The organism is Neobacillus cucumis, assembly GCF_002860255.1.
Taxonomy (GTDB): domain Bacteria; phylum Bacillota; class Bacilli; order Bacillales; family Cytobacillaceae; genus Neobacillus; species Neobacillus cucumis_A.
In genome coordinates this window covers 100,380-112,631 of record NZ_PGVE01000090.1, presented here as the reverse complement: position 1 = coordinate 112,631, position 12,252 = coordinate 100,380, and the positions used below count along the sequence as shown (strand labels likewise).

Genomic DNA, 12,252 nt, shown 5'->3' with positions numbered 1-12,252 from the left:
ATATTAAGGGTGAAAAAAACTTGAAGGAGAAGATAATATGAACATGACACACTATATGGGATTACTAGCAGCCAACCAGCCTTGGAATTTATTAATTTTTATGGCCGTTCCAGTAATTTGCGCCGAGATTCTGGCAATATCAGAAATAGCCATTTTATTTACTAGAAAAATAAATGGTGCTTTGAAAATGTTGAATAAAGTAACAGGGGTCTTTGCAGGTTTTTATTTTACAGGTATATTCATTTATTTGATGAAAACGGCCTACATCCCACTTACCGTTAACGGTGAATGGAAGGGCTGGATTGACGTTGTAGCTGTCACCTTCTATATGCTTGGTATTATCCCGTTTCTTGGTATGGCATTACTTGATTTAGGGCTTATTTATCGAAATAAAACTGATGAAGAAAAACTTAAAATCCATGCTATCTTAGTTAGTATCTTCCTTGTTGTAGCTCACATTGCCATGATCTTCGGTATGATTGATCCTTCCTTAGGTTCAAATAACGCCGGAGGGCATGAAATGATGAATATGTAATTTTTAATAGGAGGCAGCAAAGCTGTCTCCTTGTTGTTTAATCGTTTTATTTTTTTACATTTTTCAAGCTTAAAAACTTCACTAAATAGTAAGAATTAAGTGCAAGTTTGGAAATATCGCTTTGGTAAAATGAACTAGTATAAGAATACTAGGAAAGGGGTGATCAAATGAAACGAATAACAACTTTCTTCTTCCTTTTCATTCTATTGGCAATAGTAGCAGCAGGATGCAGTTCCAAGCTTGATGACCAAAGTTGGAAACTTGACAAGAAGCATAAACCATTACCAGATTTTGTATTGAATTCTTCTGAAAAAGTTCAAGAAACCTATATAATGGCATCAACATATCCAGAGGTTGTTGCTCAAGTTCCATGTTATTGCGGGTGTTTAGCAGATGGCCATAAGAGCAATCTAGATTGCTTTGTTAAGAGCGTAAGTGGAGATAATGCTGTACAAGAATGGGATTCACATGGTATATCGTGAGATACTTGTGTCAATATTGCCCGGGAGGCAATAGAAATGCATCTTAACGGGAAGAGTCCTGAGAAAATTTATAAATTAATTACGCAGAAATACGAAGACCTTGGGGAACCAACCCCAACACCTGAGCCAAAGTAGGGGTAACCCATGAAAAAAATACTCATAGGATTTTATATTTTGGTTATTATTGGTATTATTGTTTGTATTAGTAATAGTAATATTTTTACTAAAAAGAATTCACAGGCTATTGTTGCAGGTGAAAAGGTATATAACAAAAATTGTTTGGTTTGTCATGGTGCCGCTGGAAAAGGTGAAGGGAAAAAAGCAGGAACAGCTTTAAATAATCAAAATTTCTTAAACTCTGTAACTGATAAAAATCTATATAATTATATAAAATATGGAAGAGAAGGGACAGGTATGCCTGCCTATGGCCCTAGATTATCTGAGAATGAGTTGAAAAATCTCGTTGTTTATATCCGAAATTGGCAAACGGAAGACATTCAGTTTAAGGTTCCAGAAACAATTACGGGGAATCCTGCCTATGGAAAAAAACTGTACCATCTTTATTGCCAGAACTGTCACATGGAAGCGGGAGCGGGAATGTTACGAATGGGAACAGCTCTTTCCCATCCACAATATTTAAAATTTACTACTGATGAGCAAATATGGATTAGTATTGCATATGGCCGAGAAGAGACAAGAATGGGTCCTTCTTTAAAAGGTCTTGACGGGGTACGTCAGTTAAAGAAACAGGATATTACGGATATTGTTATGTATATCCGATCGTTAGAAGAAAAGAAATAGTTATAAACGTAAAAAAACCTGTGTCCCAATATTGGGTGCAGGTTTTTTTCAGTTTTTTAAAATTTACAATCCGACAAAATACTTAAAAAATCGTTGGAATTTTTTAAATGTGAACATTTTGTGGTGGTTTTTTGTCAAAACCTCAAACGTTTTCACCCTTTAACAAAATGTTCAAGAGTGATTCATCTTTATAGGTGATAGAAGAATTATATTTATTTTTAAGAGGACTATAGTGAAAATCAATAGGTTTAAATGAGGAGTTTTCTACGCCAAGGAGGATTATTATGCTTAAGAAAAAGTGGTTGGCAATGTTGGTCATTGCTTCATTTTTAACTAGTTTTATCAGTTCTAAAGCTAGCGCTGAAACCGTATTTCAAGCGGAAAAATTTCCTTTTAAGGAAATGCAGGTTCAAGTAATGCCGGAATTTGATTATCCCGATGGTTGGGGATCAAGGGATGTGCCATCTTTACTAGTTGGTGAGTATGGAACCATTACAAATAAGAGTGGTCTAGACTATGAGGGGAAGATTGAAATACCTGTTCCTTCTATGGAAAAAGGATTTATGGCCTCTTTAGTTGCAGAGTTTCCAGAGGAAAATAAGCCGGAAGTTCAACGCCCATATGATGTTGATAAGGAAAAAGGATTCATATCATGGAAGCCGTCAAAGTCAATCAAGAATAATGAAACCTATAAATTTGTTATTGAATATTACACCAAAACAATTGATGTAAAGGAACAAAAAAGTTTTACATATCAGCTAATTAATCATGCGGGAATTAACCAATTGGATGTAATCTTTTACTCCCCAATGGATGCAAAAGCGATAAAGCTGGAACCAAAAACTGCGAATAATACTAAAAGTGAGTATGGGGAAGAGCTTTATTACTACCAATATAAGAATGTAAAAGCAAACGAGAATCTTACATACTCTTTTTCTTACAAAAAAGAAGGAACTGAATCCACGATGGAGGCAATCAATAAGCAACAGCCGCCGAATGACGAAAACCATAGTGGTTTAACAGCAACTGACCAAGTAAAGAAAGGGGCATCAAGCAGTAGTACTGAACAGCCACTTATTGGAGTTGGCGGAGCATCGATAATTGGTATTGCTTTTATTATCGCTGGCATCTTTGTTTATTTGGGATTAAAAGGTACTTCTCAAGCACATCGACGCCCGGCTTCAAAAGGTACAAAACCTAAACATAAGTCAAATAGTCAAACGGTGGAAAAGAAAGAAAACAGCAGGTCTCTAAATGCAGAAGAAAAAATGGAACTGCGTAAAAAGTTATTAACTGGAAAGATTGACCAAGAAATGTATGAAGAAGAAATGAAAAAATTAATCTGATGGGGTGAGAAAGGGATGAAAAAAAATACCCTTGTTATGTTAGGTGGCTTTATTATTGCGGGAGCAATCGTATTCTTGTTAATGGCTGCAACACCAGGCTCAAGTGGTGTGGAGTTAACCATGAAAGAACTTTTAGCAACCCAAGAGCAACATAAAAACGATTTTGTTACAGTTGAAGGATTACTTATGGAAAAAACAGTTGAATGGGATCCGGAAAAAATCCAATTAAAATTTGACGTGAAGGATAATCATGGCAACGTAATGCATGTTATTTATCATGGTACCAAACCAGATAACTTCTCCGAAGGGGTCATTACCATACTTCAAGGTTCCCCAACTAAAAAGGATACTTTTGCAGCTGAATCGGTAAAAACTAGATGCCCTTCTAAATATGAGGGGAAAGATATGAAAAACTATGACCCTGAAAAACATAAGCAACTACTAGATAAATCAGTGAAAGAAAAATAACTGTCAACGTAAGAAGGTGATAAAATGTATTTATTTGCCAATGCAACCATTTATATAGGTTTAGTCATTGCGATATACTCGCTACTTATCATTACCCTGGGAATAAGTACCAAAAATCAAAAACTTGTAAACAGTGGAAAAAGCGGGATGATCGCACTATTTATTAGTGCAGCAATGGCGATGCTTTCTATGTTCTACCTTTTAGGTACCTCTCAATTTCAATACGAATACGTTACTGATTATACAAGCAGTGAACTGCCAATTATTTATAAACTTACTGCTTTATGGGCAGGGAACGCTGGATCATTACTATTATGGACCTTTTTCTTAACCCTTTATATGGTGATGATCGCTTATTCAAGAAAGATGAAAGGAAACCCCATGGTTCCTTACATATCTGCCATCTTAATGGCTAATGCCGTTTTTTTCTTCTTCATTTTGGGATTTGTCGCTAAACCATTTGTCTTATTGGATACTGTCCCAACAGAGGGAAAAGGCCTTAATCCCATGCTTCAAAACCCTGGGATGATTATTCATCCGGTCACACTTTACTTGGGGTATGTTGGTCTCGCTATTCCATTTGCCTTTGCGATGGCAGCTTTGATCCTGAAAAATGTAGATGACTTCTGGATAAAAATGACAAGACGTTGGACAATCGTTGCCTGGTTATTTTTAAGTCTTGGAAATATTTTTGGCGGTCAATGGGCCTATGTGGAACTTGGCTGGGGCGGATATTGGGCATGGGATGCGGTGGAGAATGCTTCGTTTATGCCATGGTTAACAGCAACGGCATTCCTGCATTCCGTCATGATACAAGAACGAAAAAACATGTTAAAAATATGGAATATCAGCTTAATTATTGTTTCCTATGCCTTGACATTATTTGGGACATTCCTGGTGCGCAGCGGTGTTTTAACTTCTGTACATGCATTTGCCAACTCAAATCTAGGATTATACTTCTTAATCTTTATGGGTGTTGCTGTCATCTTGGCTCTATATGTATTAATGAGCCGGTATAACTTGCTTAAACGGAGTGCAGGGGAGTTTAACTCTATTGTTTCTAAAGAGAGCAGCTTCTTAGTTAACAACCTTTTACTAGTTGGTGCAGCATTTGCTACTTTTTGGGGAACCGTATTCCCGCTAGTATCTGAGGCTGTCCGAGGTACTAAGGTAACTGTAGGTATGCCCTTCTTTAACAAGGTTGAAGCTCCCATCCTATTATCGATGATGTTTGTTATGGCTGTCTGTCCACTTCTAGCATGGCAGAAATCTACTGTAAAAAATCTAAGGAAAAATTTCTTAATTCCGGCGATTTTTGCTGTAGCAGGAATGGTTTTAATGGTTGTGTTAGGGATTCAAAAAGCATGGGCTGTCATTGGATACGGAGTTATTATTCTTTTATTAATTACCCACTTTTTAGAGTTTTATAGAGGTGTGAAAGCGAGAAGAAAGATGACAAAAGAATCTGCGGCAGTTGCATTATATCGTCTGATGATACGCAACCGCCGCCGCTATGGAGGATATATAGTTCATCTTGGAATTGCATTTATTACTATGGGGATCATCGGTTCACAAAACTATGACGTTGAAACGATGAAAACAGTTCCGCTGGGAAAATCAATTGAGCTGAGAGATTACCGAATTAATTATGATCGGCTCGATCAAAAGAAAGAGGGAATTAACGATATCGTTTATGCTGACGTTACCGTATTTAGAAATGGGAAAAAACTAGGAACCTTCCAGCCGGAAAAAGTGTTTTATGGTAACTGGGAGCAACCATCTTCTGAAGTAGCCATCATTTCATCTGTAAAAGAAGACTTATATATTGTCTTAAGTGCCTGGGAAGATGATGGAAAAGCCACCTTTGTTGTCAAAATTAATCCTATGATGGATTGGTTATGGTTTGGTTCCTTCATGATTGTCATTGGTGCACTGTTTGCAGTGTGGAACGGAAAATATGGAAATGTCACTCCTAGATATACAGGGGTACGCAAAGAGGTGTCTTAAAAATGAAGAAAAAACTCTATCTTGGACTCCTTGTCATTGCGTTTATTTTTCAAGTATCTTTTCTTCGAGTAGAAGCTAGTCAGATTGATTATAAATCAGCAGAGTTTAAAGCCGTTGCACAACAATTTGCCTGTACTTGCGGCTGTGGCCAAGATCATTATGAATGTGATCCGAACACTTGTAATCTCACAAAAGATTTTAAAAAAGACCTAGTTGGGATGATGAATAAAGGCTGGGATAAAGATAAAATTCGTCAATATTATGTCAATATTTATGGTGAAGAAATCTTAACGTCCCCTGAAAAGAGCGGTTTTAGTTTAACAGCTTGGGTTCTTCCATTTGTCGTATTAGGATTAGCTGCAGTAGCTGTGTTCTTCATTATCCGCAAATGGGTGAAGAGAAAAGGTACTGAAGCAGTAATAACTGATTATGAAAGCACTGAGGAGGAAGTAGAGGGAGAAATTCTTTCCTCTATGATCGATGAAGAACGCAAAAAGTATCTTTAGGATGTGAACAAAAAATGCATGATATCTCAATCATCTCCATGATTTTTACTGCCGCATTAGCGCTAATCTGTTTACTTTTAATATTAGCTCCGTTTTTTAAATGGGATACATTTAAACAATTTAGTTCAAACGACCAGGATTTATCTGCAACAAAAGAGGCTCTTTTAACTACGCTGAATGAAATTGAATTTGAGTACAAAATGGATAAAATTTCACACGCTGATTACAAAAATTTAAAAAGGCAATATGAAACAGAAATTGCCAGCATCATGAAAGAAGAAGAAAAATTTGTGGACCAGAGTATTGATAAAGACTTAATGGCAGAAGTGGAAAAAGAAATTGAAGCCCAGATGAAAATCTATGCAAACAAAAAGGGGGAAGGAAAGTGATCAAGAAAATCACCATTTTCCTCCTTGGTCTTATACTTCTAATTCCTTTCCATGGATTTGCAGCAACAGATTCTGAGGTATCCATTGAAATGCATTACCTTGTTGTAAGTCCAGCAGAAGATGGCTCAACAAACATGATGAACATGGTTAATTATACAAATAACTCTTCAGCGGAATATAAAGGTGATGGTAAAAGTGAAGCTGTATTAAAGGTCACTCTGCCTGATGAAGCGAAGGACTTAAATTTTTTAGATAGTAAAATCGCCTTTAAACAAGTCGGAAAAGGGTTTATAACAACTACCCCGATTCCAGCCAATCAAACAACTGTGCTTGCATATAGTTATAGAATGCCAAAAGGGAAAGAAATCAAATTAGCGATGGATTATCCTGTTGGAGCGATGCAAATCCTTGTACCGGAGGGAATGGGGAGTGTTGAAGTAACAGGTGCAGAAGCAACGAATCAAGGGCTTTTCAAATTTGATGACCAAAACTATTTTGGATATAGCATTGAGGGGTTGAAGGAAAACCAGACTTTTACACTTGCTTACAACAAGGATGTTCAGCCGCCGGCAGACGAAACAAAACAGTCTGCAACAACAGCAGGCAAAGAAAGTACAAGCGGTGTAACACATACTGCCCCTGCCTTTCACAATCCTGGCCATCTAAGAATGTGGGCTCAATCGCCATTACACAGTTTCAATCCGCACATCTTTCTAATTATAGTTGGAGCCATCATTATTGCAGGAATTTCTTATTTTATCTACTTTAAGAGAAAAGCTAGACTGGAAGAAGAAAGACTAGGAGCGGATAAAGAAGAAAAGGCATTCAAGCAGTTAATTGCCAAACAAAAAGCAATCATGGATAAGATTATTGAACTAGAAGAAACCTTTGATCATGGAAAACTAACAGAAGATGAATACCATGCAAAGATTGCTGCTTATAAGCAGCATTTAGTACAAGTTAAGTTAAATTTACGTAGTTTTATTGAGTAATAGCAGGTTAGGGGGGACTCTTGATGATCAAATTAAAAAAGCTGACGAAGCAAGCTGATAATAAGCTGATCTTACGTGGCGTAGACCTCTCTATAAAAAAAGGGGAAACAGTTGCCATTTTAGGACCAAATGGAGCGGGGAAGAGTACGCTTCTTAAGGTATTGGCCACCTTAATTAAACCCACATCAGGTCAAGTGATGATCAATGGCTTGGAACTCCGAAAAAACCAGATAATGATAAAAAAATTATTAGGATATTTACCTCATTCGAGTTTACTTTATGATCATTACTCTCCGTTAGAAAATCTCGTATTCTTTGGGAATATCTACGGGGTGAAAGATGTGGAAAAAAAAGCAAGAAAGCTTGTAAAAGATGTAGGCTTATCCTTCTTTTTGAATGAGCCAGTCAAGAATTTTTCCCGAGGGATGATTCAGAGGATTGCTATTGCAAGGGCCATTATCCATGAACCTGAGATATTACTTTTAGATGAACCTCATACTGGTTTGGATCAAGGAGCGATTTCGATATTAAACAATGTCATTTTATCGATGAAGGAAAAAGGTACGACTACATTAATGGTTACCCATGATTTTAAACAAGCCGCAGAAATCTGTGATCGGGTGATTATTGTAAAGAATGGAATCATTGTGGACGACTTTAAAGTTGAAGATCGCAATCTTAGGTTTGTTACCGAAAAATATGAATTTCAAGTGGAGGGAGCATCATGAACCTCTTTCGAACAGCCCTCTTCTTAGCAAAAAAGGACTTATATTCCGAGCTTAAAACGAAACAAATATTGACTACACAGATTATTTTTGCGGGTCTCGTAATCGTTGTGTTCAGCTTTGCCTTTGATCCCGCTAATAATACAACAAAAGCTGTCATTCCAGGAGTCATTTGGGTCATTATCGTATTTGCAGGTATTCTTGGACTGAATCGATCGTTTATATCAGAACAGCGAAATGATACCATGCAAGGGTTATTAGTAGCCCCAATGGAAGCAGTAAGTGTCTATTTAGGTAAGTTCTTGGCCAATTTCACGATGATGCTGCTTGTTGAAGTTGTATCGATTCCATTCCTGTTTCTATTATTTGATTTTAAATTTTTCGGCAGTTTTCCTTATTTCCTTCTAGTTATCTTTTTAGGAAGTTTTGGATTTATCGCAATTGGGACATTTCTAGCCGCTCTTGCGTCAAATTCAAAAAGCAGTGAAATGCTGCTGCCGCTGTTGCTCTTTCCAATCACAACGCCAATCTTAATTGGTGTTGTTCAAGCAACAAAGATCATATTAACAAATATGGGAAAGCTTTCTAGCGCCATAGCCTGGATCCAGCTTGTTACAGCCTATGATCTTATTTTCTTTGTTGTTTGTTTCTTATTAATAGACTATGTGCTGGAGGTTTAAGTGATGAGTATGAATCTCGAACGTGAGAAAGCGGTACTCCCTGGGGCTCATTTGACTGAAACAAAGACAAACAATATTTCTAGTATTCTGTTTGGTGGAACAGTCATTTTCATGTTAGTTGCCCTTTATTTTATTTTTATCTATGCTGCTGAAGAAAAAACAATGGGGGCAGCACAAAAAATATTTTATTTTCATGTTAGCTCTGCATGGCTGGCATTTATGGCCTTTTTCGTTACATTTGTATTTAGTATTTTATTCTTAATTAAGAGAGAAAGAATATTTGATACATATGCATATGTGTCTGCAGAGATTGGTGTTGTTTTTACGATTATTGTTTTAACCACAGGTCCAATCTGGGCAAAATCCTCATGGAATACTTGGTGGGTCTGGGAACCAAGGTTAATCACAACATTGATTCTATTTTTTATCTATATTGCTTATATTATGATCCGCCAAATGGATGGTGTTTGGGATAAAAAAGCAAGACTTGCCGCTGTATTTGGGATTATCGGTTTTGCTGATGTTCCAATTGTATTTTTTGCCATTCGCTGGTGGCAAACAAAATTTCATCCTATCATTTTTGGCAGTGGACCTTCCCAGCAAGGGGGAGGAATTGAGGGTACCATGCTGACAGCCTTGTTTGTTTCGCTCGCAGCATTCACAATTCTTTATACTTACCTTCTTCAAAAGGGTGTATCTTTTGAAAATATGAAAATAAAGGTTGAACGCTTTAAAGAAAAATTAATAGCAGAACAAGAAAATTAGGAGGAATAAATGATGGGTTATGAATATATGTACGGTGCATATTCTGTTGCTTGGGTAGTTATTTTTGCATACATGCTAATATTAGGAAAAAGGCACACAAAGCTAAAAAAGGAAATTGAGTTTTTAAAGGAACTGGAAAAGTAATTTTATACCGTGTCAAGAGTGTCAGGGGGAAACACGATGAACCAGCGAGTCATCAAAATACTCGTATTAATTCTAATTGTAAGTATGTTTGGCTTTTTTGGGTATAGTTTGGTCACAAAAGGAAAAAGCACAGATGTCGGTGATAAGGCATATAACTTCGAACTGCCAAAATATGAGGGTGGTACAAGTAAACTCTCTGATTATAAAGGCAAGGTGGTCATCATTAATTATTTTGCGAGCTGGTGTGAACCTTGTAAAGAGGAATTCCCTGAGCTGGCATCGTATCAAAAGGATTATGGTGACAAATATCCCTTTCTTATGATTAACCGTGGAGAAACAATTGATAGGATAAAAAAAGCTACTAAAAATAATAAAGAGGGAATGAACTATCTATTTGACTATAATGCCAAAGTATCAAAAATGTATAATGTCACCGGACAGCCTGAAACCTTTGTTATTGATAAACAAGGAATAATTAGAGAGCACTTTAATGGGCCTGTTACAGAAATGCAATTGTATAATTGGGCTAAAAAATATGATAAGTAATAATTTTAAAAAGAAAAGGATTGATGCCTAATTTAGGATCAGTCCTTTTTTCTTTAGTTTTTTAATTCTCAATGATAGTGAAATTCAGCTAAAATAACCGCTTTCACCTTAATTAGCCCAGGTTCAATTGGAGTTGAGTTAATCCCTTTCATTAAGGTTCCTGCAGAATAAGGTATGGGTTGAACGGCAGGTTCTCTTTCCACTACCATGATAGGTGTTGGAAGTAAAGTGACATGCAAGGTTGAAGCAATCGTTTTAGCTTTATCACTGGCATTATTAAGTGCAAGTGACAATGCTTGTAAATAATAGGTTTCTTTATCTTTAAGGCTGAATTGGACATTAGAGACATAATTCACTCCGTTTTGAACAGCAATATCGACTGCTTTTCCTACTAATGATAATTCTTCTAATTTTACATGTAAAAGATGAGTAATTTTATAACCGCGAAAAAGTTGTTTCCCTTGTTCGTAATCGTACTCCGTTTCAATTCGATAATCTAAGGTTTGGATTAAATTTTTAGGTATTCCAAGTGTCTGAAGTGCATTAATCACTTTAGCCACCTCAACAGAATTTTGCTGTTGAGCGCTTGTTAGCTCCTTCATTTCTGTTATAACCCCCAAATTTACTGAAGCTGAATCAGGAGGAATCGAAAGTTCCCCTTCACCTGTTACCTTAATTATATTGCTTTTAGGATGTAATCCATTTCGATTAGGCACATGATAATGATACAATTTTTTCCCCTCATTTCTTTACCTTCTATAAAATATGGCTGTCCCCGGAAAATGTTCCTGAGTAATCAACAAGTCTATTAATTATTAGTATTTTGTTCTAGCAATAGTACCCGAAAAATAGGATGAAATTACAGATTTGAATGTCATATTGTGTCCAAGCAGGCATACATTTTAAATAATGAGAAAGGAAATTTTGAGGAGGAAGCCTACGTGGAAACCATTCTTACTTTTTTACCTAAAAATCTTGCCAGTCTAATCAGTCAAATCCCTCCTAACCAAAAAGAAGAAGTTGAGGAAATTCGTATCCGTATCAATCGTCCAATTGAAATCACTTTAAAAGGTGCCCCTAGATTTTTATCGTACATTATAAAGCCAGAAGATGCCTTCCATCTTCTAAATAAAATAAGTCAATTTTCCATTTATACACTAGAAGAAGAGCTTAAACGCGGTTATATTACTATCTCCGGCGGTCATCGTATTGGTTTGGCCGGTAAGGTCATTCTTGAAAATGGAAAAGTAAAGGCGATAAGAGATATCTCCTCTTTTAATATTAGGATTGCCAGAGAGAAGGTTGGAATAGCAGAGTCAATTATTCCATTTATATATCAAGAAGAATGGATGCATACCATGATTATAGGCCCCCCGCAAACAGGAAAAACAACCTTACTAAGAGATATTGCAAGAATCATCTCATCAGGGTATAGCCCCAAAAGTATTAGCGCAAGTAAAGTCGGGATTGTTGATGAGCGAAGTGAGATTGCGGGAAGTCTTAATGGAATTCCACAATTAACCTTTGGCCATCGCCTCGATGTTTTAGACGCTTGTCCAAAAGCTGAGGGAATGATGATGATGATCCGTTCAATGAGTCCGGAAGTGTTGATTGTGGACGAGATTGGCCGCAGGGAAGATGCTGAAGCTATTCAAGAGGCAGTACATGCTGGAATAAGGCTGATGATGACCACACACGGTTCAAGCCTTGAGGAAATACGAAAACGTCCTTCTTTAAGGGACATTATGGATCAAAGGATTTTTGAACGGTTTGTCATCCTGAGCCGGGCATCAGGACCTGGAACAATTACCCGTATCCTTGATGCCAATGGTAAGGAAATGCCTCAAAAAGTGAGCGTGACCTAAA

At 36.8% G+C, this 12,252-nt stretch carries 16 protein-coding genes; 15 read left to right on the top strand and 1 reads right to left on the bottom strand.

Annotation, left to right across the window (positions count from 1 at the left end; all coding sequences use genetic code 11):
- Positions 1-37: 37 nt before the first annotated feature.
- From CVD27_RS23970 to CVD27_RS23905, 14 genes are all read left to right on the top strand, one after another.
- Entirely contained in the window at positions 38-535 is a 498-nt protein-coding gene (locus CVD27_RS23970) for a DUF6803 family protein (protein WP_101651151.1), read from the top strand.
- A gap of 167 nt (positions 536-702) precedes the next feature.
- Positions 703-1,152 carry a PCYCGC motif-containing (lipo)protein gene (locus tag CVD27_RS23965; protein WP_308301820.1) on the top strand — a complete coding sequence of 150 codons (450 nt, stop codon included), beginning with the start codon at positions 703-705 and terminating at the stop codon, positions 1,150-1,152.
- A gap of 9 nt (positions 1,153-1,161) precedes the next feature.
- Positions 1,162-1,818, top strand: coding sequence for a c-type cytochrome (locus CVD27_RS23960; RefSeq protein ID WP_101651147.1), 657 nt, complete (start codon positions 1,162-1,164; stop codon positions 1,816-1,818).
- 284 nt (positions 1,819-2,102) lie between these two features.
- A complete protein-coding gene (locus CVD27_RS23955; RefSeq protein WP_101651145.1) occupies positions 2,103-3,164 on the top strand; it encodes a hypothetical protein in 1,062 nt (353 codons plus the stop codon).
- 15 nt (positions 3,165-3,179) lie between these two features.
- Entirely contained in the window at positions 3,180-3,632 is a 453-nt protein-coding gene (locus CVD27_RS23950) for a cytochrome c maturation protein CcmE (protein WP_101651143.1), read from the top strand.
- Between the two features lie 24 nt (positions 3,633-3,656).
- Complete coding sequence (locus CVD27_RS23945) at positions 3,657-5,639, top strand: heme lyase CcmF/NrfE family subunit (RefSeq protein WP_101651141.1); 1,983 nt, start codon at positions 3,657-3,659, stop codon at positions 5,637-5,639.
- 2 nt (positions 5,640-5,641) lie between these two features.
- Positions 5,642-6,145: a cytochrome c-type biogenesis protein gene (locus tag CVD27_RS23940; protein ID WP_101651139.1), complete on the top strand. Its 504-nt coding sequence runs from the start codon at positions 5,642-5,644 to the stop codon at positions 6,143-6,145.
- A 14-nt stretch (positions 6,146-6,159) separates the two neighbouring features.
- Positions 6,160-6,534, top strand: coding sequence for a hypothetical protein (locus CVD27_RS23935; protein WP_101651137.1), 375 nt, complete (start codon positions 6,160-6,162; stop codon positions 6,532-6,534).
- Positions 6,531-7,526 (top strand): hypothetical protein, encoded by a 996-nt coding sequence (locus tag CVD27_RS23930; RefSeq protein ID WP_101651135.1) that lies wholly within the window; start codon positions 6,531-6,533, stop codon positions 7,524-7,526. The genes CVD27_RS23935 and CVD27_RS23930 overlap by 4 nt, the downstream gene beginning before the upstream one ends.
- A gap of 23 nt (positions 7,527-7,549) precedes the next feature.
- Complete coding sequence (locus CVD27_RS23925; RefSeq protein ID WP_101651133.1) at positions 7,550-8,254, top strand: ABC transporter ATP-binding protein; 705 nt, start codon at positions 7,550-7,552, stop codon at positions 8,252-8,254.
- Positions 8,251-8,931, top strand: coding sequence for a heme exporter protein CcmB (locus tag CVD27_RS23920; protein ID WP_101651131.1), 681 nt, complete (start codon positions 8,251-8,253; stop codon positions 8,929-8,931). The genes CVD27_RS23925 and CVD27_RS23920 overlap by 4 nt, the downstream gene beginning before the upstream one ends.
- A gap of 3 nt (positions 8,932-8,934) precedes the next feature.
- Entirely contained in the window at positions 8,935-9,696 is a 762-nt protein-coding gene (locus CVD27_RS23915; RefSeq protein WP_101651129.1) for a cytochrome c biogenesis protein, read from the top strand.
- A gap of 9 nt (positions 9,697-9,705) precedes the next feature.
- Entirely contained in the window at positions 9,706-9,840 is a 135-nt protein-coding gene (locus tag CVD27_RS23910) for a CcmD family protein (RefSeq protein WP_257984470.1), read from the top strand.
- Positions 9,841-9,876: 36 nt separating this feature from the next.
- A complete protein-coding gene (locus CVD27_RS23905) occupies positions 9,877-10,386 on the top strand; it encodes a TlpA family protein disulfide reductase (RefSeq protein ID WP_101651125.1) in 510 nt (169 codons plus the stop codon).
- Positions 10,387-10,454: 68 nt separating this feature from the next.
- On the opposite strand, the gene CVD27_RS23900 is transcribed toward CVD27_RS23905, so the two are convergent.
- Positions 10,455-11,117 (bottom strand): SIMPL domain-containing protein, encoded by a 663-nt coding sequence (locus CVD27_RS23900; protein ID WP_101651123.1) that lies wholly within the window; start codon positions 11,115-11,117, stop codon positions 10,455-10,457.
- Positions 11,118-11,327: 210 nt separating this feature from the next.
- Here CVD27_RS23900 and spoIIIAA point away from each other — a divergent pair, with 210 nt between their 5' ends.
- Positions 11,328-12,251: a stage III sporulation protein AA gene (gene spoIIIAA / locus CVD27_RS23895; RefSeq protein ID WP_101651121.1), complete on the top strand. Its 924-nt coding sequence runs from the start codon at positions 11,328-11,330 to the stop codon at positions 12,249-12,251.
- Position 12,252: the final 1 nt, after the last annotated feature.